The organism is Variovorax sp., assembly GCF_035634955.1.
Taxonomy (GTDB): Bacteria; Pseudomonadota; Gammaproteobacteria; order Burkholderiales; family Burkholderiaceae_C; genus Variovorax.
Genome location: NZ_DASQBZ010000024.1, coordinates 197,442 through 220,672 on the forward strand (window position 1 = coordinate 197,442; position 23,231 = coordinate 220,672).

21 protein-coding genes are annotated in these 23,231 nt (G+C 68.2%); 11 read left to right on the top strand and 10 right to left on the bottom strand.

The annotated features are described in order from the left end of the window. Positions 1-56 precede the first annotated feature (56 nt). On the bottom strand, positions 57-1,022 hold the full coding sequence (locus VES41_RS13880; RefSeq protein WP_324817882.1) for a tripartite tricarboxylate transporter substrate binding protein: 966 nt from the start codon (positions 1,020-1,022) through the stop codon (positions 57-59). Positions 1,023-1,245: 223 nt separating this feature from the next. On the opposite strand from VES41_RS13880, the gene VES41_RS13885 reads away from it, so the two are divergent. From VES41_RS13885 to VES41_RS13920, 8 genes are all read left to right on the top strand, one after another. Beyond that, on the top strand, positions 1,246-2,202 hold the full coding sequence (locus tag VES41_RS13885; protein ID WP_324817884.1) for a reductase: 957 nt from the start codon (positions 1,246-1,248) through the stop codon (positions 2,200-2,202). Beyond that, a complete protein-coding gene (locus VES41_RS13890) occupies positions 2,199-3,422 on the top strand; it encodes a CoA transferase (RefSeq protein WP_324817886.1) in 1,224 nt (407 codons plus the stop codon). Before VES41_RS13885 ends, VES41_RS13890 begins: the two co-directional genes overlap by 4 nt. A gap of 9 nt (positions 3,423-3,431) precedes the next feature. Beyond that, the gene (locus tag VES41_RS13895) at positions 3,432-5,732 is read left to right on the top strand and encodes a molybdopterin-dependent oxidoreductase (protein ID WP_324817889.1); all 2,301 of its coding nucleotides are present in this window, start codon (positions 3,432-3,434) and stop codon (positions 5,730-5,732) included. A gap of 98 nt (positions 5,733-5,830) precedes the next feature. Further along, a complete protein-coding gene (locus VES41_RS13900) occupies positions 5,831-6,646 on the top strand; it encodes an ABC transporter ATP-binding protein (protein WP_324817891.1) in 816 nt (271 codons plus the stop codon). Further along, on the top strand, positions 6,639-7,514 hold the full coding sequence (locus VES41_RS13905; RefSeq protein WP_414719124.1) for an ABC transporter permease: 876 nt from the start codon (positions 6,639-6,641) through the stop codon (positions 7,512-7,514). The genes VES41_RS13900 and VES41_RS13905 overlap by 8 nt, the downstream gene beginning before the upstream one ends. A 46-nt stretch (positions 7,515-7,560) precedes the next feature. Next, positions 7,561-8,583 carry an ABC transporter substrate-binding protein gene (locus tag VES41_RS13910; protein WP_324817893.1) on the top strand — a complete coding sequence of 341 codons (1,023 nt, stop codon included), beginning with the start codon at positions 7,561-7,563 and terminating at the stop codon, positions 8,581-8,583. Positions 8,584-8,590: 7 nt separating this feature from the next. After that, positions 8,591-9,580: a tripartite tricarboxylate transporter substrate binding protein gene (locus VES41_RS13915; protein ID WP_324817894.1), complete on the top strand. Its 990-nt coding sequence runs from the start codon at positions 8,591-8,593 to the stop codon at positions 9,578-9,580. A gap of 109 nt (positions 9,581-9,689) precedes the next feature. Beyond that, on the top strand, positions 9,690-10,661 hold the full coding sequence (locus VES41_RS13920; RefSeq protein ID WP_324817896.1) for a JmjC domain-containing protein: 972 nt from the start codon (positions 9,690-9,692) through the stop codon (positions 10,659-10,661). 18 nt (positions 10,662-10,679) lie between these two features. Here the strand turns inward: VES41_RS13920 and VES41_RS13925 are convergent, their stop codons facing one another. The 5 genes from VES41_RS13925 to VES41_RS13945 form a co-directional block, all read right to left on the bottom strand. Then, positions 10,680-11,969 carry a cytochrome c gene (locus VES41_RS13925; RefSeq protein ID WP_324817899.1) on the bottom strand — a complete coding sequence of 430 codons (1,290 nt, stop codon included), beginning with the start codon at positions 11,967-11,969 and terminating at the stop codon, positions 10,680-10,682. Between the two features lie 13 nt (positions 11,970-11,982). Beyond that, positions 11,983-12,738 carry a c-type cytochrome gene (locus VES41_RS13930; RefSeq protein WP_324817901.1) on the bottom strand — a complete coding sequence of 252 codons (756 nt, stop codon included), beginning with the start codon at positions 12,736-12,738 and terminating at the stop codon, positions 11,983-11,985. Positions 12,739-12,800: 62 nt separating this feature from the next. Next, the gene (locus VES41_RS13935; protein WP_324817904.1) at positions 12,801-13,727 is read right to left on the bottom strand and encodes a DMT family transporter; all 927 of its coding nucleotides are present in this window, start codon (positions 13,725-13,727) and stop codon (positions 12,801-12,803) included. Then, entirely contained in the window at positions 13,724-14,233 is a 510-nt protein-coding gene (locus tag VES41_RS13940) for a methylated-DNA--[protein]-cysteine S-methyltransferase (protein WP_324817907.1), read from the bottom strand. Before VES41_RS13940 ends, VES41_RS13935 begins: the two co-directional genes overlap by 4 nt. Next, on the bottom strand, positions 14,230-15,849 hold the full coding sequence (locus VES41_RS13945; RefSeq protein ID WP_324817909.1) for a DNA-3-methyladenine glycosylase 2 family protein: 1,620 nt from the start codon (positions 15,847-15,849) through the stop codon (positions 14,230-14,232). The genes VES41_RS13940 and VES41_RS13945 overlap by 4 nt, the downstream gene beginning before the upstream one ends. 135 nt (positions 15,850-15,984) lie before the next feature. Here VES41_RS13945 and VES41_RS13950 point away from each other — a divergent pair, with 135 nt between their 5' ends. Both VES41_RS13950 and VES41_RS13955 read left to right on the top strand, forming a co-directional pair. Next, a complete protein-coding gene (locus VES41_RS13950; RefSeq protein ID WP_324817912.1) occupies positions 15,985-17,367 on the top strand; it encodes a phosphomannomutase/phosphoglucomutase in 1,383 nt (460 codons plus the stop codon). 5 nt (positions 17,368-17,372) lie between these two features. Beyond that, positions 17,373-18,764 (top strand): 3-deoxy-D-manno-octulosonic acid transferase, encoded by a 1,392-nt coding sequence (locus VES41_RS13955; RefSeq protein ID WP_324817914.1) that lies wholly within the window; start codon positions 17,373-17,375, stop codon positions 18,762-18,764. Here VES41_RS13955 and VES41_RS13960 read toward each other — a convergent pair. From VES41_RS13960 to VES41_RS13975, 4 genes are all read right to left on the bottom strand, one after another. Next, positions 18,724-20,217 (bottom strand): TolC family outer membrane protein, encoded by a 1,494-nt coding sequence (locus VES41_RS13960; RefSeq protein ID WP_324817916.1) that lies wholly within the window; start codon positions 20,215-20,217, stop codon positions 18,724-18,726. The two genes, VES41_RS13955 and VES41_RS13960, sit on opposite strands and share 41 nt — an antisense overlap. 22 nt (positions 20,218-20,239) lie before the next feature. Further along, positions 20,240-20,578, bottom strand: a complete 339-nt coding sequence (locus tag VES41_RS13965) for a rhodanese-like domain-containing protein (protein WP_324817918.1) — start codon at positions 20,576-20,578, stop codon at positions 20,240-20,242. Positions 20,579-20,598: 20 nt separating this feature from the next. Beyond that, positions 20,599-21,270 carry a protein-L-isoaspartate O-methyltransferase gene (locus VES41_RS13970; protein ID WP_324817922.1) on the bottom strand — a complete coding sequence of 224 codons (672 nt, stop codon included), beginning with the start codon at positions 21,268-21,270 and terminating at the stop codon, positions 20,599-20,601. A gap of 99 nt (positions 21,271-21,369) precedes the next feature. Next, complete coding sequence (locus tag VES41_RS13975) at positions 21,370-22,047, bottom strand: TetR/AcrR family transcriptional regulator (protein ID WP_324817925.1); 678 nt, start codon at positions 22,045-22,047, stop codon at positions 21,370-21,372. Positions 22,048-22,209: 162 nt separating this feature from the next. Here VES41_RS13975 and VES41_RS13980 point away from each other — a divergent pair, with 162 nt between their 5' ends. After that, positions 22,210-23,157, top strand: a complete 948-nt coding sequence (locus tag VES41_RS13980; protein ID WP_324817928.1) for an AEC family transporter — start codon at positions 22,210-22,212, stop codon at positions 23,155-23,157. Positions 23,158-23,231: the final 74 nt, after the last annotated feature.

Sequence of the window (23,231 nt, forward strand, 5' to 3'; positions counted from 1 at the left end):
AGTGCGGATATTGAATTCTATAAAACGGAACAGCGATCCAAGTGCTGGCGTGGGCGTCAGCTTCCCGGCTGAAGGTTGTTCGCCTTGACGACCGCTTCGTACCGCACGAAGTCTTCCTTGACCATCGCCGTGAATTGCGCCGGGGTGGTCTGCAACGGCTCGGTCCCGAGGGATTGGAGCTTCGCGCGGACGTCGGGCATCTGCAGGATCCGCGTGACCGCGGCATTCGTCTTCTCGACGACGTCGGCGGGCGTGCCTGCCGGCGCGATCATTCCGTACCAGAACGACATCTCGAAGTCTTTCAGGCCGGCTTCGGAAAGCGTCGGAACGTGGGGCAGTTCCTTGAAGCGGGTGCGCGAGGAAACGGCAAGCACCTTGAGCAGGCCGCCATCGACCAGCGGCTTGGTCGCCATCAGTGTGTCGAGCGTGAAGGCAACCTCGCCGCCCGCCACGGCGGTGACCGAAGGCGCGCTGCCCTTGTATGGGACGTGCAACGCCTCGATGCCGGCCGCATTGCGGAACATCTCCCCGGTGACGAAGGTGATGCTGCTCGATGCCGAGTAGCTCATGTTGCCGTTCTGCGCCTTCGACAACGCGATCAACTCCTTGAGGGTGCCGGCTTTCGTGCCGTTGCCGACCACCAGGAAGAAGGGGCTGCGCGCGAGTGCTGCGACGGGCGCGAAGTCGTGCACCGGATCGAACGGCAAGCGTGGATAGAGACTCTTGTTGATGGCGAACGTCGGCGTGATGAAGCCGAACGTGTAGCCGTCGGCCGGCGCGCGCGCCACCGCCGAGGTGCCGACCTGCGTGTCGCCGCCGGGCTTGTTCTCGACGATGACCTGGGCGCCCCACATCTGCTCGAGCTTCTGACCGATCGCGCGGGCGACGACGTCGGTTCCGCCGCCGGGAGGGTAGGGCACGATGAACCGGATGGGCTTGTCCGGGTAGGCGGCGTGCGCACCGCAGGCAAGGCCCATGGCGAGGAGCATCGTGCCCAGCCCGCGGGGAGTTCTGTATTTCATGGCGTGGCCTCCTTGGTCATGACGTTCCTATATGTGGAACATGTGTTCCGCATATTATTCTTCGAGCATTTCGCGGTCAATGCGGGACATCGTGATGCTCGTTGTCCCGCATCGGGGGATCGACACGCTTGACCCGGTTCCGTGGCGGTGCCTAGAATGAATCATCAAGCGGAACATGTATTCCAATATACGGAATGCACTCTATTTGAAAGGACGCACGCAAGTGGAAGACGCAGATCTGGCCGACCTCGGCTTCGCCCCCGAAGGGGACAAGCCCACCGCCTACATGCAGCGCACACGCGACTGGTACCTCGCCCTTGGCTACGGCAATCCGTATTGCTGGGCACACTACGTCGACGTGCCGTTCACCCCGCTGCGCAAGCCACTGGCGGAATCGACGGCCACGCTCGTGACGACGGCCGCGCCCTATCAGCCAGACAAGGGAAATCAGGGGCCTGGAGCTGCCTACAACGCCGCTGCGAAGTTCTACGAGGTGTATTCGGGCGAGACGGCGGTGGACCATGACGTCCGCATCTCGCATGTCGGCATCGATCGCAAGCACACCAGCATGGAAGACAGCGGAAGCTGGTTCCCGCTGCCGGCGATGCGCGCCGCGGCTTCCAAGGGGCGCCTGGGGCGGCTGGCCGCGCGCTTTCACGGCGCGCCGACCAACCGCAGCCAGCGCCACACCCTGGACGTCGACTGCCCGGAGATCCTTCGCCGTTGCCAGGAAGACGGCGTGGACGTCGCGCTCCTCGTACCCAACTGCCCCATCTGCCACCAGACGCTGAGCCTCGTCGCGCGCTATCTGGAGGCGCACGGCATCGCAACCGTCGTCATGGCGTGCGCCAAGGACATCGTCGAGCACGTGGGCGTGCCGCGGGCGCTGTTCAGCGACTTTCCGCTGGGCAATGGCGCGGGCAAGCCGCACGACAAGACCTCGCAGGCCGATACGCTGGAACTGGCGCTTCGCGTGCTCGAGACGGCGCCCGCGCCCCGCACGACGGTGCAGTCGCCTCAACGCTGGAGCGATGACTGGCAGTGGAAGCTCGACTTTTCCAACATCGAGCGCATCAGTGCGCAGGAGGTGGCGCGCCTGCGCGCCGAATCCGACAACGCCAAGGCGATCGCCAAGGCCATTCGCGAGAAGACGCCCGCCACGAAAGGACAAGCCGCATGAACACGCCCTTCAGCAATGTCCGGATCCTGGACTTCACCCGGTTCCTTGCCGGGCCGTTCGGCACGCACCAGTTCGCACTGCAAGGCGCCGACGTGGTCAAGATCGAGTCGTTCGAAGGCGACGACACCCGCACCTCGACCATCGACAAGCGCCTGGCGGCCGAGAAGATGTCGCCATCCTTCATGGCGTTGAACTCCAACAAGCGCAGCATGACGCTGGACCTGCGCAAGCCCCAGGCCGTCGAAGTCGTCAAGGCGCTCGTCAAGGATGCCGACATCGTCTGGGAGAACTTCCGCCCCGGGGTGATGAAGAAGCTCGGGCTGGACTTCGAGACGCTCTCGGCGATCAACCCGCGCCTGATCTATTGCTCCGTGTCGGGGTTCGGCCACTCCGGTCCGGAGCAGTTCACCGCCGCGTTCGACGGAAAGATCCAGGCCATGTCCGGCATCATGTCGATCACCGGCGATCCGGCCGCGGGGCCGATGCGGGCCGGCTTCGCGGTGTGCGACCTGATCGGCGGCATCACGGCCGCCTTCGCAGTGTCGACGGCGCTCTATCAGCGCATGCACACCGGCAAGGGGCAGTTCGTCGACGTCGCGATGCTCGACGCGACCCTCAATTTCCTGTCGTCCCAGGTCGCGGAGTACACCGTGACGCAGCACAAGCAGCGGCAGTTCGGAAATCTTTCGGTGAGCCGCAAGGTGACGGCGCATCGCTTCAAGGCAGGCGGGGGCGACATCGTGCTCGCGGTGCTGACCGAGAAGCAGTTCGCCAAGCTCCTGACCGCCGTGGGCCGCGCGGATGCACTGGACGACCCGCGTTTCAAGGATTGGTTCTCGCGCACGGAGAACGAGGCAGCATTGCGCGAGATTCTCGAGGGCGGCATGGCGAGCCACACGCCGGCATATTGGGAGCAGCGCCTGACGCAGGCGGACGTGCCTTGCGCCGTGGTCTGCGCCATCGACGAGATCATCCACCATCCCCAGCTCAAGCACCGGGCCGTGCTGCAGGAGGTGTCGTCTTCCGAAGGGCGCCACATGATGGTCGGACCGGGATTCGAGCTGGCGCACGACGGTGGGCGAATCCACAGCCCGGCGCCTCACCTGGGCCAGCACACGGAGGAGATCCTGCGCGAGGCGGGTTTCGACGACGCGGCCATCGACGCGTTGCGCGCCAACGGCGTCGCCTGCGCCGCAGAACCGGCCGTGCTGGACGCCTGAGGGTCGGCCATGGCGTACACCGCGGCGCACTGGGGCATCTACGAGGTCTCGCGCAATGGGGCCGGCCAGCCCGAGATCCGAGGGTTCTCGCATGATCCGGACCCGTCGCCCATCGGCCTGGCGGCCCTCGATGCCAGCAGGTCGGACCTGCGCGTGCAGCGGCCTTCGGTGCGGCGCAGCTGGCTCGAGCATGGCTGGGGTGCGCGTCCCGACCTGCGCGGACTCGAGGAATTCGTCGAAGTCGAGTGGAACGAGGCCCTCGACCTGGCCGCAAGCGCACTGCGCGATGTCATCGCACGGCGCGGCAACGACGCGATATTCGGTGGATCGTATGGTTGGTCGAGCGCCGGGCGCTTCCATCATGCGCAGAGCCAGGTCCATCGCTTCCTCAATGCGCTCGGCGGCTATGTTCGCCATGCGGATTCGTACAGCCTCGGTGCGGGGCGGGTGCTCATGCCGCACCTTGTCGCACCGATGGACCAGCTGATGGCGATGCACACCAGTTGGGATGTGCTGGCCGCCAACACGAAGCTTTTCGTCAGCTTCGGCGGCGTCCCCGCGAAGAACTCGCAGATATCGCAGGGGATGGTCGGCATCCACAAGGTGCGCGGCGGCCTGAAGGCCATGGCCGACGCCGGCGTGCGCTTCGTCAACGTCAGTCCGGTCGATACCGACCTCGACACCGGCAGCGGGCACGAATGGCTGCCGATACGACCCAACACCGACACCGCGATGCTGCTGGCGATGGCGCACACCCTCTACAGCGAAGGCTTGCACGACGAGGCATTCCTGGAGACTCATTGCGAGGGCTTCGACCGCTTCGTGCCTTACCTCACGGGCCAGGCCGACGGCGTCGCGAAGACACCCGAGTGGGCCGCGGCCATCACCGGCGTGCCCGCGGCGCGCATCGCAGCCCTGGCGCGGGAGCTTGCTGCCGTGCGTTCCATCGTGACCATCTCATGGTCGCTCCAGCGGTCCCACCATGGCGAGCAGCCGTTCTGGGCATTGCTCACCCTGGCCTGCATGCTCGGCCAGATCGGATTGCCCGGCGGCGGATTCGGCGTCGGCTACGGCGCGGCCAACGGCATCGGGAACGTCACTCCGCGTTTCGGCGGGCCGACGCTCCCGCAGGGAACGAACGCGGTCAGCGCGTTCATACCGGTGGCGCGCATCACCGACATGCTCGAGAAGCCCGGCCAGCCGTTCAACTACAACGGCCAGGCCTTGCACTACCCGGACATCGAGTTGATCTACTGGGCCGGCGGCAATCCGTTCCATCACCATCAGGATCTCCACCGGCTGCTGCGCGCCTGGCGAAAGCCCAGGGCGGTCATCGTCAACGAGCAGTTCTGGACGCCGGCCGCGCGCGCGGCCGACATCGTGTTTCCGGCGACCACGACATTCGAGCGCGACGACATCGGCTACGCTGCCTCGGAGCGCTACATGGTGGCGATGCGCAAGGTCATCGAGCCGGTAGGCCAGTCGCGCGACGACTTCGACATCTTCGCCGACATCGCCGAGCGGCTGGGCCGTCGGGACGTCTTCACCGAGGGACGCACGTCGGCGCAATGGGTTCGCCACCTCTACGACGAGTGCCTGGACAGGGCGCACGCGCAAGGCGTTGCGCTTCCCGGCTTCGACGAATTCTGGGACAAGGGCCTGATCGACCTGGCTCCGGTCGACAAGCCGCATGTGATGCTGGCTGACTTCCGCGCAGACCCGGTGGCGAATCGGCTGAAGACGCCGTCGGGCCGTATCGAGGTATTCAGCCAGACGATTGACGGCTTCGGCTACGAGGATTGCATCGGGCATGCGTGCTGGTACGAGCCTGTCGAATGGCTCGGCAGCGCCAAGGCCCGGAAGTACCCGTTGCACATGCTGTCGGACCAGCCTTTCACGAAGCTGCACAGCCAACTCGACCACAGCAGCTACAGCCGCGGCAACAAGGTGGCGGGGCGGGAGCCGGTGACGCTTCATCCGGAGGATGCCGCCGCGCGCGGCATTGGTGAGGGCGATGTGGTGCGCGTCTTCAATGAAAGGGGGCACTGCCTGGCCGGCGCGCGCTTGTCGCACCGGATCCGGCGCGGCGTGATCAAGCTGTCGACCGGCGCATGGTTCGACCCGGCAAGCTGGGCGGCGCCCGATGCGCTCGAGAAGCACGGAAATCCGAACGTGCTGACGTTGGACGTCGGCACTTCGCAGCTTTCGCAGGGCTGCAGCGCACAGTCCTGCCTCGTCGACGTGGAGCGGTTCGGTGCAGTCGTGCCGCCGGTCACCGCATTCGACCCGCCCGTGCCGGCGCAAAGATAGCTTTTTCAGCGTGTTCGACAGTCCTGGCCATCGACCAGGCGAAGGGAGGCAGCATGCAATCGTCATCCACCTGTGCCATGTCCGATCCGGGACCGGACATGGCGCACCTGGCGCAGACCGCGCCTTCGCCTGGTGCGTCCGCCAGACCGTTGCTCGACGTGCGCGGCGTGACGCTCCAATACCGGACGCGCCATCACCTTGTCACGGCAACCCACCGCGTGAGCTTCCAGGTCTGCAAGGGCGACCGGTTCGTGCTGCTCGGACCGTCGGGATGCGGCAAATCGACGCTGCTCAAGGGCGTCGGTGGATTCCTCAGGCCGGTCGAAGGAACGATGACCCTGCAAGGCCAGGAGATTCGTGGCGCGGGGCCGGATCGGATGATGGTCTTCCAGGAGTTCGACCAGTTGCTGCCGTGGAAGTCGGTCAGGCAGAACGTGATGTTCCCGCTCGTCACCGGCGGCGGGCTGTCCAGCGCGGCAGCGCTCGATCGTGCGATGAAGTACATCGTGAAGGTGGGGCTGGAGAAGTTCGCCGACGCCTACCCCCACACCCTGTCGGGCGGCATGAAGCAGCGTGTCGGCATTGCCCGCGCCATGGCGATGGAGCCGTCGATGCTGCTGATGGACGAGCCGTATGCCGCACTCGATGCCCTGACACGCAGAAAGATGCAGGAAGAGCTGCTCGTGCTCTGGAACGACACCCGCTTTACCACGCTGTTCGTCACCCACTCGATCGAAGAGGCCATCGTGATCGGCACGCGGATCCTCGTCCTGACGCCGCACCCGGGGCGTGTGCGGGCAGAGCTGAACTCCGTCCCGGACGGCGTCGGCAGCCCTGCGTTCGCGGCGCTGCAAAGGCGGATCGAGGACATGCTGTTCGCGCCCGAGCCGGCTGCGGAGGTCGACCATGCGTAGCGCGCCCGCCCCTGCAATGAGGCCGGAGTACGTGCTGGCCGAGGCCGCTGACGTTGTCGAGGTGGCGGCGGTGACCCGCGACCTGTCCACCTGGGAGCGTGTCTCGGGCAACACCGCGCTGCGCCGGGCCTTCGTCCTGGCGGTGCTTGCGCTCGCCTGGGAGATCTATGCGCGCGTCGCGCAGAACCCGCTTCTGTTCCCGACTTTCTCGGACACCTGTGTCGCGTTCGCGCGCGCCATCGCGTCCGGCGAACTGGTTCGACGGGTGTTGAACTCACTGGGCGTACTGGCGATCGGCTACGCGCTCGGACTGCTGCTCGCCGCTGCGTTGACCACGTTCGCCGTCACCACGCGCATCGGCACCGACTTCCTTTCGACGATCACGGCCATGCTCAATCCATTGCCCGCCATCGCGCTGCTGCCGCTCGCGCTGCTGTGGTTCGGGCTGGGGACGCCGAGCACGTTGTTCGTCCTGCTGCATTCGGTGATCTGGCCGGTGGCCTTGAACACGCATGCCGGGTTCCTGTCGGTGAGCGAGACGCTTCGAATGGCGGGGCAGAACTACGGGCTGCGCGGTGTGCCCTTCATCCTGCGCATCCTGGTGCCGGCGGCATTTCCTTCGATTCTGACCGGCATGAAGATCGGCTGGGCCTTCGCGTGGCGCACGCTCATTGCGGCCGAACTGGTCTTCGGCAGCAACGGTGGCGGTGGTCTCGGCTGGTACATCTTCGAGAACCGCAACCAGATGGAAGTGGCCAACGTGTTCGGCGGCCTGCTGACGGTGATCCTCATCGGCTTGCTGGTCGAGAGCCTGGTGTTTCGCAACGTCGAGAACGCGACGGTGCGCAAATGGGGCATGCAGCGCTGAGCGGCTGCCCGCGATTCTTCAATCCCAACCCCAACCGGAGCACTACATGAATCCCGTCGCCCGAATTCGCCGGGCGCTGGCTGCCGCCTGCGCCGCTGCCTGCCTCACGGCACCCGTCGTCTCTCACGCCGAAGCAGACGAGGTCCGCATCGCCGAGCAGTACGGCCTGACCTACCTTCCGACCACCGTCATGAAGGCGCAGGGTTTGCTCGAGAAAGCGCTTGCCGCCGCGGGACTGCCGCAGGTCGAGGTGGTGTGGAGCCGCATCAGCGGCAGCAGCCAGATGACCGACGCGGTGCTCTCGGGCAGCCTGGATTTCGCCTCGGGCGCCTTCCCGAACGTCGTGCTGCTGTGGGATCGCACCAAGGGCGGCGTGAAGGCCGTGGTGCCCAGCGGTGGCGGCGACATCTACCTGGTCAGCCGCAATCCGGCGATGCGCTCGCTCAAGGACTACGGCGGCAAGGAGCGGATCGCGGTGCCCTCGGCCAAGACATCGTTCTCGGCCATCGTGCTCCAGATGGCGGCTGCCGACATGTACGGCATCGAGAACCACGAACGCTTCGACCAGCTGACCGTCGCCATGCCGCATCCGGAGGCCGCAACGCTGCTGATGTCGGGCCGTGGCGAGGTGGCGAGCCACTTCTCGTCGCCGCCTTTCCAGGACATGGAACTGAAGACGCCCGGCATCCACAAGGTGATGAGTTCGGCCGACGTCTTTGGCGGCCCGATGACGTCGACAGTGGTCTGGGCGACGGCGAAGTTCCACGCCGCGAATCCGAAGATCTTCCGCGCCTTCGTGCAGGCCTACAAGGAATCGGTCGACTTGATCAACGCCCAGCCCCGGCTGGCCGCCGAGATCTACAAGCGCGCCGCCAACGACAAATTGCCTCTGCAGGACATTCAGCGGCAGATCACCGACTCGCCGATGTTCTTCACCGTACGCCCCACCGAGAACATGTTCCGGTTTGCGCAGTTCATGTATCGCGCCAAGCAGATACGCACGATGCCGCCAGATCTGGAATCGCTGTTCTTTCCCGAAGTCCGAACGCTCTATCCACAAGACAGGTGACCACGCCATGAATGCCTACTCACGACAGAACATCGACCGCCGAACCGTGCTCGAGGCATTCGCTGCCGCGGGCCTCGCAATGACCGCCCTGCGCGCCGCCGCGCAGGGCGACTATCCGAACAGGCCACTGCGCATCGTCGTGCCGTTCACCCCGGGCAGCGGGTCGGATTCCGCTTCGCGCTTTTTCGGAGAAAAGCTCAGTGGCCTGGTCGACCAGGGCGTGATCGTCGAGAACCGCCCGGGGGCGAACGGCTTGATCACCATCAAGTCCGTGAAGGACGCGCCCGCGGACGGCTACTCGATCCTGCTCGGAAACATCTCGCTGATGGCCGTCAATCCGGTCGTGCTCAAGGATGTCGGCTACGACCCCTTGACGGACTTCAAGCCGCTGTCGGGGCTTTATCGCGCCACCAGTGTGTTCGCGGTGCCGAATGAGTCGCCGTATGAAACGCTCGAAGAGTTGCTGGAGGCGGCCAGGCACAAGCCGCTCAGCATGGGGACGTATTCGCAAGGCTACCGTCTGGCCACAGAGTACCTGGCCAACCTGTCCGGCGCGAAGTTCACGAACATCCCGTACAAGGGCCAGGGGCGGATGATGGCCGACTTGCTCGGCAATCAGCTCGATTGCGCGCTGCTCGACCTCAGCGGCGCGGCAACGACCATACGGCTGGGCAAGTTGCGCGCGCTCGCCATGAGCGGAGCGCAGCGCAATTCCGCGCTGCCTGACGTGCCCACGGTCGCGGAGCAGGGTTATCCGGAATACTCGCACTACAGCTGGGTCGGCTTCTTCGTCCGGGCCGAGACGCCGGCGGACATCGCCGGGCAGCTGACGGACCTGCTGCAGCGCATCCTCGAGACGCCCGATGCCGCGCAGTTCGTGATGCAGATGTCGGGCGACCTGATGCCGTATCCGCCGGCCAGGATGCAGCGATTCGTCGGGGGCGAGATCAAGCGCTTTCGAAAGGTGGCGCAGGCCGCGGGAATCTCGCCGCAGTGAAAAACCGGCCGAATGGCCTAGTGGTCAGACTGTTGCATGTTGTGATACTTTCCTACTCAAAACGTGAGTGAGGGCCGGCCCTTCAGGGCTGGCGCCCGAAGGAGAGTCGATGTCCTTGGCAGTCGAGACGGTCCCCCAGGCCGCAGAGGTCGCGCAATCCGCGCAAGCGCCCCATCCTGTCCAGCCGGCCAGTGCGCCTTGTCGCGTGCGCCCGGCCGACCCGACCAGCTTCACGACCCGACGCATGGGCCCCTTGCGGCACGACGTCGACCGGCATCCGCTGTTCCAGCTCGACGCGCTGGAAGACCTGGCCGGGCGCCTGATGCCCAGCGGCCAATGCCGCTTCCTGAGCGACACGTCCGGCAGGACCTTCGCCCACGACCCGGTGCACCCACGCGGCCTGTCGCTGGAGGAAACCTTCAGGCGCATGGAGGAGCCGGGCTCCTGGCTGGCGCTCTACAACGTGGAGACCGATGCGCGGTACGCTGCGGCCCTCGAGCGCATCGTGGACGACCTTCGGCCGATGATCGAGCCCGAGCAGCCCGGCATCTTTCTCGTGACCGGCTTCATCTTCATCTCCGCGCCGCCATCGGTCACGCCGTTCCACATCGACCGGGAAAACAACTTCTGGCTGCAGTTGCGTGGTCGAAAAACCATGAGCGTGTGGGACAACTCGGACCGCCAGGTCATTCCCGCCGCCGCGGTGGAGAACTTCATCGCCGGCGGCGACCAGGTGCCGTTCCAGGAGGCCTTTCTTGCGCGGCGCCATGACTTCGACGTCGGGCCGGGCGACGGCGTTTACTTTCCCAGCACCTCGCCGCACATGACGCGCACCGACACGAGCTGGGTCACGCCTGGCGACGGGATCTCGATTTCGCTGGGCATCAATTTCTACACGTCGGTCACCCGGCGTACGGCGCGGGTGCACCAGTTCAACCGGGGGTTGCGTCGCCTGGGTGTGGAGCCGACGTTTCCGGGCAGTTCGCCGGCCCTCGATGCCATCAAGGCGCCGCTGGGGCACTGGCTGGCGGCGGCGCGCTATCGTCGGCTGGGGGCGAAGGCGCCGCCAGGGTCGTTCTAGCGGCCGCCCGGCGAACGTTCAGCGCTTCATCGCCTCGCGCAGGCCGACCGGCGGCGCGTCATTTCCCCACGATGCGCGGATGTACGTCAGCACGGCCGCGATGTCGGCCTCGTCCAACACCTGGCCGAAAGGCGGCATGCCGGCCGGACGCGGGTTGCCTGCGGTCGCCGGCAGGTAGCCGCCGTGCCGCACCACCTGGACCAGGTTGGTGGGGTCTTCCATGGTCACGGCGCGCCGCCCGGCCAGCGGTGGAAAAGCCCCGCGCTGGCCTTCGCCTTGCGCGCCGTGGCAGTACGCGCAACGCTGGTCGTAGATCGCGGCGCCGCGCGCCATCGTGGCGGCATCGCGTGCCTTGCGCGATCCGGCGCCTGCCTCCTGACCGCGCAGCGCGCGCGACGACGTGCCCGGCAACTCGCGCAGGTAGGTGGCGATGGCCGTCAGGTCGGCCTCGTCCAGGTGCTGGGTACTGGCCCAGACGACGTCTGCCATCGGGCCGGAGACCGAAGCGCGCGGTGCGGTGCCGGTTCCGAGCAGGGCCACGATCTCCTTGACCGGCCATTGCGCCACGCCGGCCTCGTGGATGTCGCTCAGCGAAGGCGCGTACCAGTTCTCGCCGGGCACCGGCGCGCCCGCCAGGCCGCGCCCGTCGATCGTGGCTCCCATCGCGTTGCGCGCGCCATGGCAGGCGACGCAGTGGCCCGGCCCCTGCACCAGATAGGCGCCGCGATTCCAGGCGGCCGAGCGCTGTGGATCGGGGACGAATTCGCCAGGCTTGAAGAACAGCGCGCGCCAGCCGGCCAGCGCCAGCTGGGTGTTGTACGGAAAGCGCAGCGCGTGTGGCGTGTTCTGCCGGTCCGAAGGGGGCACCGAGCGCAGGAAGGCGTACAGCGCGTCGGAGTCCTCGCGCGTGAGCCGGGTGAAGCTGGGATACGGAAACGCCGGGTACAGCAGGTGCCCGTCCCGCGAGCGGCCGTTGTGCATGGCGCGCCAGAAGTGGTCGGAGCTCCATTCGCCGATGCCCTGCTGCGGCTGTGGCGTGATGTTGCTGGCGTAGATGGTGCCGAATGGCGTGCCGATGCCCAGCCCCCCGGCAAACGGCGCGCCGCCCCGCGTGGTGTGGCAGCCGGCGCAATTGCCGGCCAGCGCCAGGTATCGCCCGCGCTCGATCTGTGCGGGGCTGGACTGGAACGGCGCGGCGATTTCGGGCAGCGGTGCCTCGCCGCGCAGGTTGAAGGCGAGCAGCGCGCCGATGCCCACCGCAAGCATGAGCAGCGCGGCGGCGAAGAAGGTGGCGATGCGCTTGAACATCCGGCTCGGCTTCTCAGTGCCTGGCCGCCTGGCGCATGGCGCTGCAGGCCAGGGGCAGCGGTGCCGCCGGCGCCGCCGCCGCTCGGGTGTCGGCCGGCACCGGCTGGACCGCCAGCCACGACGCCACGGCATTGATGTCGGCGGTGTCCAGCCGGCTGCCCACTTCGGCCATGCAGTCGGGTGCGGGTGCGTGCCGATCGCCGGTCAGCCAGGCGCCCAGCTGCGAGGCGATGTACAGCCGCGGCAGGCCGAGCAGCGGCGGAATGCCAGGTTGCACGCCCATCAGGGCTGCCCCGTGGCAACTGACGCAGGCCGGAATGGAGCGGGCGGCGTCGCCTTCGTGCGCGAGCTGGCGGCCGCGCTCGAGCATCGTCGCGCTTGCATCGGTCACCGGGCTGACCGGAGGGTAGGGCATGCTGAGCCCGGCGAAGTAGCCTGCCAGCTCGCGCAGGTTGTCGTCGGACATGTGGCGCACCATGTAGACCATGTCGCTATGGAAGCGCCGTCCGTCGCGAAAGCTCTGCAACTGGTCGAACAGATAGCCCGCCGGCTTGCCGGACAGGCGCGGGTAGTAGCCGGCGTTGCTGCTCGAGCCCTGCCGGCCGTGGCAGGCGATGCAGGCCGCGGCGCGCTGTTCGATGGTGGCGCCCGGCGACCCGGGTGTTGCGGCGGCCACGGCGGCGGGCAGCAACGCCGCAACCAGGGCCGGCAGCGGCGCCAGTGCGGCCCGCACCTTGCGCCAGGTCGTGGAGGTTGCGCGCGTGCTCATCGCATCCGATTCGACCACATCGCGGGGCTGCCGCGCGGTGGCTGGACAAAGTGTCCAGTTTGTCAGCGCGGCGCCGGCGCGGATGCGCGCGTCGAACGGCGCGGGCGGACCAGGCCGGAGGCCAGCGCCACGCCGCAGGCGATGATGACGGCGCACATGAGCATCCAGCCCGTGATCTCCTCGCCCAGGAACAGCGCGCCGTAGATCACGGCGAATACCGGCACGATGAAGGTGACCGTCAGGGCCCGCGTCGGCCCCGCGTTGGCGATCAGCCGGAAGAACAGCACGTAGGCCAGCCCCGTGCATGCCGTGCCGACCACGAGCAATGCCAGCCAGGCCTTGGTGCTGGGCATCTGCGCCGGCCAGTACCACCAGGTCGGCAGTGCCAGTGCGATGCTGGCCCCGACCTGGCTGCCGGCGGCGGTGGCGAAGGCCGGCACCCCGGTGAGATAGCGCCGAGTGGCATTGGCGGAGATGCCGTAGCTCAGGCAGGCGCCCAGGCAGGCCAGCACGGCCAGCAGCGCCGACAGCCCGTCAGCTTCCTTGAAGCCGGCGCTGTGTCCGGCCAGCAGTGCGACGCCCACGAAGCCCAGCGTCAGCCCGAGCAGGCGAGGGCCGTCCGGACGTTCGCGGAACCAGGCCCAGGCGACCAGCGCGCCGAACATCGGCACCGTGGCATTGAGCACCGCGGCCAGGCCGGTGTTGATGGTCAGGAGGGCATAGCAGAACAGAGCGAAGGGCAGGGCGGAGTTCGATACGCCCATGAGCATGGCGGCGCGCCAGTGGCGCATCAGCTCGGCGCCCTGGCCACGCAGCAGCATCAACGGCACCAGGACGAGCGCGGCGATCATCACCCGCATGCCCGCGGTGGGCAGGGCGCCGAATTCGGCCGCGCCAATGCGCATGAAAAGGAACGAGGCGCCCCACAGGGCGCCGAGCAGCAGCAGGTCGACCAGCCAACCCCCTGGCGCGGGCGGGCGATGGCTCATCGGGAATGCACCGCGCCTTCGAGCTGCAGCAGCTTCGATTTGCGCTCCAGGCCGCCGGCATAGCCGGTGAGAGAGCCGTCCGAGCCGAGCACGCGGTGGCACGGCACGATCACGCTGATCGGGTTGCGTCCGACCGCGGCGCCGACGGCGCGCACTGCCGCGCTGCGGCCGATCTCGGCGCCCAGGCGGCCATAGCTGGAGGTGCCGCCGCGCGGAATGCGCAGCAGCGCCTGCCAGACCGACTGCTGGAATTCGGTGCCGTGCGACAGGTCGAGCGGCACGTCGAATTCGTCGCGGCGGCCGGCAAGATAGTCGGCCAGCTGCGACGCTGCCTCGCGCAGCACCGGGTGGTCCGGCGACTCGATCCAGCCGGTCGTGTCCGGTGAATGGCGCTGGGCATCGAACCAGGCGCCCGCCAGCCCGCGGTCGGTGGCGGCCAGGGTGATGCCGCCCAGGTGGCTTTGGATGTGCTGCATGTAGATCGGCAGCGACTTCTCGAATTTCATGGTCGGGATTCTCCAGGTTGTTGGACGCCCGCGCCGAATTGCGGGCCGTCGAGTGACGGTGGAAGCGGCCGCGGCGCGGCAGTGGCCGGTGCGGCCGCCTTGCCGTGCCAGGCGCGCAGCACGGCATAGCTGCGCCACGGCTGCCAGCCGTGCGATGCTTGTTCGGCAGCCCGCGGCCCGGTCACGCCGAGCGCCTTCTGCAGCGCCACGTCTCCGGCCGGGAATGCGTCCGGCCAGCGCAGCGCGCGCATGGCGATGTATTGCGCTGTCCAGGCACCGATGCCGGGCAGGGCCTGCAGGGCGGCCAGGGTGCCGTGCAGTTCGGCGCCGGCATGCAGCGTCAGGCGGCCGGCGGCCGTCTCGCGCGCAAGTGCCTGCAGTGCGGCCTGCCGCTGGCGCACGATGCCCAGGCGTCCCAGCGCGTCGCCGTCGGCTGCGGCCAGCGCGGCCGGGGTGGGGAAGAGGCGGTCCAGGCCGGCGACCGGCGTTTCCACGGTTTCGCCGAAGGCCTGCACCAGCCGGCTGCCCAGCGTACGCGCCGCGGCCACCGTGACCTGCTGGCCGAGCACTGCCCGCACCGCCAGCTCGAAGCCGTCCACGGTACCGGGCACGCGGATGCCGTCGCCGCCCGGAAAGGCCTCGTGCAGCACCGCGTTGATTGCCATCGGGTCGGCGTCCAGGTCGAACAGGGCTCGCACGCGGCTGATGACGATTGGCAGGACGCTGGCGAGCGACTGGCTGACCTCGAGCACGGCCTGTTCGCGCATCAGGTCGATGCGCACGCGCAGCCAGCCGGTGTGAATGCCGCCTCCATGGGTCACGCGCAGCGTGCGCGCATAAGCGGCGCCGGCCGCGCCATCGGGCATCGGCTCGTCGGCCACGGTTTCGACGCCGGCCAGCACGCGCCGCGCAAAGAAGCCGAGCATCACGCCGGCGTCGTAGGGTGGACGCAGGCCCACGCGAAGCTTGAGGGGTTGTCCCTCGGGGCGGCCGCCTTCCGGGTCGCCGCTGCGCCGCAGCGTGCTCGGATTGAGCCCGTAGTGTTCGATGAAGGCGGCATTGAACCGCCGCACGCTGGCAAAGCCGCTGGCCAGCGCCACCTGCGTCATCGGCAACTGCGTGTCGGCGATCAGCTGCTTGGCCACCAGCAGGCGTCGCGTCTGCAGGTACTGCAGGGGCGAGACACCGAAGTGCGCCTCGAACAGGCGCCGCAGGTGGCGGTCGCTCACGCCGAGTTTCTGCGCGATGCGGGCGGCGCCCGGAGCCTCCCCGTCGCTGGCGGCCGGCCAGGCGTCGGGCTCGTCGATCAGGCGCGCCGCCTGCAGCGCCAGGATGCGCGATGCATCCTGCGTCGACCAGCCTGCGCTGCGCGGCGCCATCTCGGGACGGCAGCGCAGGCACGGGCGAAAGCCCGCCGCTTCGGCTTGCGCGGCATGGCGAAAGAAGCGGCAGTTCTCGCGGCGCGGCGTCTTCACTCGGCACACTGGCCGGCAATAGATGCCGGTCGAGGTCACGGCGGTGAAGAAGCTGCCGTCGAAGCGTGCGTCGTGCGCCTTGAGTGCCAGGTAGCAGGCATCGGCGTCGAGCTCGGCAGGCGTCAGGTTGGCGTTGGACATGCGGTTCATCATAGGCGCGTCCGACACCAACAGTAGCCATTTTCGGACACGTGCACGAGGCGTCGGGCACTCCACCGCGCCTACAATGGCCGGTCCCACTTTTTGACTATTTCTTCCTAGCGAACAAGGGTGACCATGCAGCTCAGCGCGTCCATCTTCAAGGCCTACGACATCCGCGGCGTGGTGCCCAGCACGCTCGATCCCGAAGTGGCCGAGGCGCTGGGCCGGGCGTTCGGCGCCGCGGCTCGTGCAGCGGGCGAGAAATGCGTGGCCGTCGGCCGCGACGGACGCCTGTCGGGCCCCGCGCTCAGCGAAGCCCTCATCCGCGGCCTGGTGGCCACCGGCGTCGAGGTGATCGACATCGGCGCCGTCACGACGCCGATGCTCTACTACGCGGCCAGCACGCTGTGCACCAGCGGCATCCAGGTGACCGGCAGCCACAACCCGAAGGACTACAACGGCTTCAAGATGGTGCTGGCCGGCCGCGCCATCTACGGCGACGAGATCCAGGGCCTGCGCAAGGTGATGGAAGCCGGCAGCGCGGCGCTCGCCGACGGCGGCAGCGTGCGCAAGGTCGACGTGCTGGCCGACTACACGCGGCGCATCGTGGGCGACGTCAAGCTCGCCCGCCCGATGAAGATCGTCGTCGACTGCGGCAACGGCATCGCCGGTGCATCGGCGCCGGCCATCTTCCGCGCGCTCGGCTGCGAAGTGACCGAGCTCTACAGCGAGGTGGACGGCAACTTCCCCAACCACCATCCCGATCCGAGCAAGCCCGAGAACCTCAAGGACCTGATCGCTGCGCTGCAGGCCGGCGACGCCGAACTGGGCCTGGCCTTCGACGGCGACGGCGACCGGCTGGGCATCGTCACCAAGGACGGCCAGAACATCTTCCCGGACCGGCAGATGATGCTGTTCGCCAAGGACGTGCTGTCGCGAGTGCCCGGCGGCGCCATCATCTACGACGTCAAGTGCTCGCAGCGTCTGGCGCCCGCCATCGAGGCGGCCGGCGGCGTGGCCGAGATCTACAAGACCGGGCATTCGCTGATCAAGGCCCGCATGAAGGAAGTGAACTCGCCGCTGGGCGGCGAGATGAGCGGGCACATCTTCTTCAAGGAGCGCTGGTTCGGATTCGACGACGGCACCTACGCCGGTTGCCGCCTGCTCGAGATCCTCAGTCGCGAGCCGAACGCCAGCGACGTGCTCAATGCGCTGCCCACGAGCTTCTCGACGCCCGAACTCAACGTGGCCTGCGACGAGGGCGAGCCCCATCGCGTGGTGGCCGAACTGGTCCAGCGGGCCAGCTTCCCGCCGCCGGCCAAGGTGCTGACCATCGACGGCGTGCGCGTCGACTGGCCCGACGGCTTCGGCCTCGTGCGGGCGTCCAACACCACGCCGGTGTTGGTGCTGCGCTTCGAGGGCCAGACGCCCGAGGCGCTCGAGCGTATCGAGCACGACATGCTGGCGCTGCTCCGGTCGGTCAAGCCCGACGCGCAACTGGCCGCTGCCGCCCACTGAGCTTCGTGCGGGCACTGTTGCTGCGCCTGTACGGCGCGACCACCTGGCTCTTGCAACCGCTGCTGCGGCGCAAGCTGCGCCGCCGCGCCATTGCCGAACCCGGCTACGGCGTCGCGGTGGAGGAGCGATTCGGCCACTACGACGAGGCCATGCACGGCACCGGCTGGTGCTGGATCCATGCCGTGTCGCTCGGCGAGACGCGCGCGGCCGGCATCCTCATCGATGCGCTGCGGCGCGAATTGCCGGGCTTGCGCGTGCTGCTCACGCACGGCACCGCCACCGGCCGCGAGGAAGGCGCACGCCTGCTCGGCCCTGACGACCTGCAGGTTTGGCAGCCGTGGGACACGCCGGCCGTCGTGCAGCGCTTCATCGAGAAATTCAGGCCGCGCATCGGCATCCTGATGGAGACCGAGGTCTGGCCGATACTCAGCGCGGCATGCGCCGAACGCGGCATACCGCTGGTGCTGGCCAATGCGCGGCTCAACGAGAAGTCGCTCGCCGGCGCCAAGCGGCTGGCGTGGCTGTCGCGGCCGGCCTATGCCTCGCTGGCGGCAGTCTGGGCGCAGACCGAAGCCGACGCGCACCGCCTGGTCTCGGCTGGGGCGCGGGTCGACGGCGTGTTCGGCAACCTCAAGTTCGACGCGACGCCAGACGGGGTGCAGCTGGGCCGCGCCGCGCGGCTGCGCGAACAGCTGCCCAAGCCGGTGGTCGTCTTCGCCAGTTCGCGCGACGGCGAGGAGCGGCGCTTCCTCGAGGTGCTGCGCCATCTGCGCCATTCGCCGCCTGTCGGCTGGTCGCCCGCAGCCGGCAAGAAGGTGCGCCTGCCGGTGCAGGACGTACAGTGGATGATCGTGCCGCGGCACCCGCAACGCTTCGATGAAGTGGCCGCGCTGATCGAGACGTGCGGCTTCGTCGCCGCGCGCCGCAGCGCCGGCTCGCCGTCGGGCGAGGGCGAAGCGGTGTGGCTGGGCGATTCGCTCGGCGAGATGGCCCTCTACTACGGCCTGGCGGACATCGCCTTGCTGGGCGGCAGTTTCGAGCCGCTGGGCGGCCAGAACCTGATCGAGGCAGCGGCCTGCGGCTGTCCGGTGATCATGGGCCCGTCCACCTTCAACTTCGCGGAGGCGGCCGAGCTGGCGCTCGAAGGCGGGGCCGCGCTGCGCGTCGACGACATGGAGCAGGCCATCACCCAGGCCCTGATGCTGGTTGCCGACCCGGTGCGTCAGAACGCCATGGTGCAGGCCGCGCTCGGCTTCTCCTCGGCCCATCGCGGCGCCGGCGCGCGCACCGCTGCGGCGGTGGTGGGCGTGCTGGCGCGCACCGGCGGCGACGCCGACGAGGCGACCGCGCCGACGTTCAGCGATTCGGTACCGTCGGCCGAACCGGCGGCGTCGTGAGCCGCGCCGGTGGCGCGACGCCTTGCGCCGGTGCCGGTGCAACCGGGCTCACGGTGGCGGCCGAAGGCTGATCCGGCGAGGCCGCGGCGCCGGCGTTGCCGGCCGTGGCCAGCACGCCATTGAGCGGCTGAAGGTCGGCCGGTGCCAGCGAGCCAGCCGCCTGCCGCAGCCGCAGGTTGCCCAGCAGGACGTTGTAGCGCGCCTGCGCCAGGTCGCGCCGCGTCTGGAACAGCTGGCTCTGTGCGTTGAGTACGTCGATGTTGATGCGCACGCCCACCTGGTAGCCCAGCCGGTTGGCTTCCAGCGCGCTCTGGCTGGAGGCCTCCGCCGCTTCCAGCGCCTTGACCTGGCCCATGCCGGACACCAGCCCCAGGTAGGCGGTGCGCGTGGCCTGCGCCACGCTGCGCCGCGCGGCATCGAGCTGGGAGCGGGCCTGGTCCTCGAGCGCCAGGGTTTCCTTGATGCGGTTCTCGGTGGCGAAGCCTGCGAACAGCGGCAGGTTGAACACCACGCCGATGCTGGCCGCATTCACGCGGACGCCGGCCGGCGTGGTGCTGGTGCTGGTGCCCTGCGGGTTGTTGGTGACGTTGTAGCCCACCTGCGCGTCGAGCGTCGGCTTGTGCCCGGCGCGCGCCTTGTCCACCTCCAGCCGGGCCACTTCCATGTTGCGCTCGGCCGTGAGGATGGACGGATGGCCGTCCTCGGCCTGCTGCACCCACAGGTCGAGGTTTGCCGGCGCCAGGGGCGGCAGCTGCACGGGCGCGGCCAGCGGCGTCGGCGCGGCGTTGACGCGGCCGACCAACTGGTCGAGCGCGACCTTGCGGATCTGCAGGTCGTTCTCTGCCGCGATCTCCTGCGCCACCACCAGGTCATAGCGGGCCTGGGCCTCGCGCGTGTCGGTGATGGTCGCGGTGCCCACCTCGAAGTTGCGCTGCGCAAAGGCCAGCTGCTCGGCGGTGGCGGCCTTCTGCGCCCGCACCAGGGCCAGGGCGTCCTGCGCCGCCAGCACGTCGAAATAGGCCTGGCTGACGCGCACGATCAGGTCCTGCTCGGCCAGTTCGAGCTGCGCCTGGGCAATGTCCAGCTGCCGCTTGCTCTGCTCCCAGGTTGCCCAGTTGGCGGGGCGATACAACGGCTGCGTGGCGTTGATGCCGACCGTCTCCTGCGGAATGCCGCGATTGATCGTGTTCTGGACGTTGCCGAAGTCGGTGCGCAGTTCCTGGTCGGTGTGCGAGGCATTGGCCGACAGGCCCACCTGGGGCAGCAGGCCCGCCTTGGCCTGGTCGGCGCGCGCCACGCCGGCGTCATAGGCCGACAGGGCGCTCTGGTAGGTGGCGTCGAAGCCGCGCGCCGATTCGTAGAGTTCGACCAGGCTCTGTGCCCGCGCGGGCGCGGCGGCGGCGAAGGCGGCAGTCAGCGCGCAGCAGAGGGTAACGAGCCGGAACCTGGCCATGAACGTCCTTGAGGATGGGGTATCAGTAGCGGGGCACAGACGGGTCGAACTGGCGCGACCAGGCGTCGATGCCGCCGGCGACATTGGCCACTTCGGCGAAGCCGTGCTGCCCCAGAAATGCGGCCACATGCTGGCTGCGCGCGCCGTGATGGCACAGGCAGGCGATGCGGGTGTAGGGGCCCAGTTCCGACAGCCGCGAAGGGATCTCGTTCATCGGAATCGCCAGCAGGGCGAAGCCGCGCGGCGTGACGCTGGCGGTCTGGACTTCCCAGGGTTCGCGCACATCCAGCAGCAGCGCGCTGGCCTGCGCGTCGCGCGAGAACCAATCGCTCAAGTGGGCGGGAAGGACCTGTTCGATCATGGCAGTGTCGCCTCGGGGCGTCAGAAGTTGAAGCGCGACGGCTCGGGGAAATTCAGCAGGCGCGGCGCGACCGTGTCCCAGGGCTGCTGGGTGTCCCACTGGCCCTCGCCGACGCGGGTGATGAAATGGGCGCGCATCATGGGCTCTTCGCCGACGATGGCGGCCAGACGTCCGCCCGGCTTGAGCGAACCGAGCAGGTTCTGCGGCACGCGGGCAACCGAGCCGCTGAGCACGATGACGTCGAAGCTGGGGCCGCTGGGCAGCGGCCTGGCGCCGTCGGCCACCCGTACCTCGACATTGTCGACGCCGTTGCGGCGCAGGTTGGCACTGGCCGTCTCGGCCAGCCGGGGGTCGATCTCCAGGCTGAGCACCTGGGCTGCGCGATGCGCAAGCAGCGCCGCCATGAAGCCGGAGCCGGTGCCGATCTCGAGCACCGATTCATCCTTGCGGATGTGCAGGTCCTGCAGCATGCGTGCCTCGACCTTGGGCGAAAGCATCACCTGGCCCGGGCCGTCGCCCAGGGGGATCTCCATGTCGAAGAAGGCCAGGCCCTGGTGCTCGGCCGGCACGTAGTCCTCGCGGCGGATGGCGGCAAGCAGGTCGAGGATCTCGAAATCGAGCACATCCCAGGGGCGGATCTGTTGCTCGATCATGTTGAAGCGCAGGCGCTCCAGGTCGTGAGTGGCGTTCATTGGGGGCTTCCTTCGGATTCGTGGGGCCAGGTCAGGGCAAACCTTCGATTTTAGGCAGGCCCGGCGGCGGGTGCGTTGCGGCCCGGACGATCCGCCGTGTCATGGCTTGCGCTGTCCTGGCCCGGCGGCCAGGCCCGCCAGGATGAACTCGGTCTGCAAGGCGAGGTATTGCGCCGGGTCCATCGGCGTGCGGCCATCGCCGCAGATGTCGGCGGCATGGCGGTTGAGCATCAGGAAGACCATGGGCGCCACGACCGTGTAGACCGCCAGGTCGAGGTCGACCGGGGCGAACTCGCCGCGGTCGATGCCGCGCTGCAGAATGCGGCGCAGCAGCTCGTGCGCCGGGGCGACGAACTGCTCGCGGTAGAACTGTGCCAGCTCGGGGAAATTGCGGCCCTCGGAGAACATCAGCTTGGTGATGCCGGAGACCTTGGTCGAGCCGATGTTGTCCCACCAGATCTGCACGCATTCGCGCAGCATCTCCGGGGTACTGCCCTGGAAGGCGGCAAACTGCGCGTTCCATTGCTCGAAGCGACCCGCCAGGTTTTCGCTGATGACCGCCTTGAACAGCTCTTCCTTGCTCGGAAAGTACAGGAACAGGGTGCCCTTGGAGACGCCGGCGCGTGCCGCCACCTCTTCCGAGCGCGTGGCGGCGAACCCCTTCTCCACGAACAGGTCGAGCGCGGCGTCGAGCAGTTCGCCGGGGCGTGCCTCCTTGCGGCGCTCGCGCTTGGCGCGCACGGCGCAGAACTTGTCGCTGAGCAATCGAGAAGGCATGGTTGTTAATGACTGACGGGTTAGTAATGTAGTGAGCAGCATGCCCGACGTCAAGCCGCGACAATGCCGGGTTTTGCCCCGACAGCGGACCTGGTTTGACATGCGTGCGATGAACTCCCCGGCCAGGTGGTTGGCCAACGAACCCACGAGCGGAGGGCATCGATGAACGGTACGGTGGCCAGCGCCCTGTTGCCCGTGGTGCTGCTGATCGCCGCCGGCTTCCTGGCCGGCCGTTGCGGGTGGGTCAAGTCGGCATCGGTCAAGGACCTGTCCAACCTCATCTTCCTGCTGCTGGCGCCGGCGCTCCTGTTCCGCGCCATGAGCAAGGTGGACGTGGCGCAACTGCACTTCAAGCCCGTGGCCGCGTACTTCGTCGCCTCGTTCCTGCTGTTCGGCCTGACCATGGCGTGGCGCGGCTTCAATCGGGAGGCGGCGGTCCTGGGCCTGTCGAACACCTACAGCAACAGCGTGATGATCGGCATTCCGCTCATCGGCCTGGCGTACGGCCCGCCCGGCATGGTGGTGCTGCTGACGCTCATTTCGCTGCACTCGGTGATCCTGCTGACCAGCGCCACCGTGGTGCTGGAACTGGCGGCGGCGCATGAGCAGGCGCGCGCCGGCACGCACGCGAGGCGGCCGATGGCGGCCACCGTGCTGCGCGCATTGCGCAACGCGATCATCCATCCGGTGCCGATCCCGATCATCGCCGGCCTGCTGTTCGCCCAGACCGGCTGGACGCTGCCCGACTGGATCGACAAACCCGTGCAGTTGCTCGGCCAGGCATTCGCGCCGGTCGCGCTGGTGATGGTGGGCATCACCCTGGCCTATACGTCGATCGGGGCGCATTGGCGCGGGGCGGCCCTGCAGTCGCTGGTCAAGAACCTGCTGCACCCGTTGCTTGTGGCCGGCATCGGCTGGGTGCTGGGCGTGCGCGGGCTGCCGTTGACGGTGATGGTGGTGGCGGCCTCCCTGCCGATGGGCGCGAACGTGTTCCTGTTCTCGCAGCGCTACCAGACCGCCGAGTCGCTGGTCACGGCAAGCGTCGGGGTGTCGAACGTGCTGGCGCTGGTGACGGTGACCGTCACCATGGCGCTGGCCGCCCACCTCTGAGCAGCGCATCGCCGCCGCGCTTGAGGCGGCGGCCGCGAGGATGCAAGATGCCGCAACGCCAACCCACCTTGCTC

Excerpts from the sequence above, each read along its gene's own strand:
- VES41_RS13880 (WP_324817882.1), bottom strand. The coding sequence starts at position 1,022 with ATGAAATACAGAACTCCCCGCGGGCTGGGCACGATGCTCCTCGCCATG.
- VES41_RS13890 (WP_324817886.1), top strand. The coding sequence starts at position 2,199 with ATGAACACGCCCTTCAGCAATGTCCGGATCCTGGACTTCACCCGGTTC.
- VES41_RS13895 (WP_324817889.1), top strand. The coding sequence starts at position 3,432 with ATGGCGTACACCGCGGCGCACTGGGGCATCTACGAGGTCTCGCGCAAT.
- VES41_RS13900 (WP_324817891.1), top strand. The coding sequence starts at position 5,831 with ATGGCGCACCTGGCGCAGACCGCGCCTTCGCCTGGTGCGTCCGCCAGA.
- VES41_RS13905 (WP_414719124.1), top strand. The coding sequence starts at position 6,639 with ATGCGTAGCGCGCCCGCCCCTGCAATGAGGCCGGAGTACGTGCTGGCC.
- VES41_RS13910 (WP_324817893.1), top strand. The coding sequence starts at position 7,561 with ATGAATCCCGTCGCCCGAATTCGCCGGGCGCTGGCTGCCGCCTGCGCC.
- VES41_RS13915 (WP_324817894.1), top strand. The coding sequence starts at position 8,591 with ATGAATGCCTACTCACGACAGAACATCGACCGCCGAACCGTGCTCGAG.
- VES41_RS13920 (WP_324817896.1), top strand. The coding sequence starts at position 9,690 with ATGTCCTTGGCAGTCGAGACGGTCCCCCAGGCCGCAGAGGTCGCGCAA.
- VES41_RS13925 (WP_324817899.1), bottom strand. The coding sequence starts at position 11,969 with ATGTTCAAGCGCATCGCCACCTTCTTCGCCGCCGCGCTGCTCATGCTT.
- VES41_RS13930 (WP_324817901.1), bottom strand. The coding sequence starts at position 12,738 with ATGAGCACGCGCGCAACCTCCACGACCTGGCGCAAGGTGCGGGCCGCA.
- VES41_RS13935 (WP_324817904.1), bottom strand. The coding sequence starts at position 13,727 with ATGAGCCATCGCCCGCCCGCGCCAGGGGGTTGGCTGGTCGACCTGCTG.
- VES41_RS13940 (WP_324817907.1), bottom strand. The coding sequence starts at position 14,233 with ATGAAATTCGAGAAGTCGCTGCCGATCTACATGCAGCACATCCAAAGC.
- VES41_RS13945 (WP_324817909.1), bottom strand. The coding sequence starts at position 15,849 with ATGTCCAACGCCAACCTGACGCCTGCCGAGCTCGACGCCGATGCCTGC.
- VES41_RS13950 (WP_324817912.1), top strand. The coding sequence starts at position 15,985 with ATGCAGCTCAGCGCGTCCATCTTCAAGGCCTACGACATCCGCGGCGTG.
- VES41_RS13960 (WP_324817916.1), bottom strand. The coding sequence starts at position 20,217 with ATGGCCAGGTTCCGGCTCGTTACCCTCTGCTGCGCGCTGACTGCCGCC.
- VES41_RS13965 (WP_324817918.1), bottom strand. The coding sequence starts at position 20,578 with ATGATCGAACAGGTCCTTCCCGCCCACTTGAGCGATTGGTTCTCGCGC.
- VES41_RS13970 (WP_324817922.1), bottom strand. The coding sequence starts at position 21,270 with ATGAACGCCACTCACGACCTGGAGCGCCTGCGCTTCAACATGATCGAG.
- VES41_RS13975 (WP_324817925.1), bottom strand. The coding sequence starts at position 22,047 with ATGCCTTCTCGATTGCTCAGCGACAAGTTCTGCGCCGTGCGCGCCAAG.
- VES41_RS13980 (WP_324817928.1), top strand. The coding sequence starts at position 22,210 with ATGAACGGTACGGTGGCCAGCGCCCTGTTGCCCGTGGTGCTGCTGATC.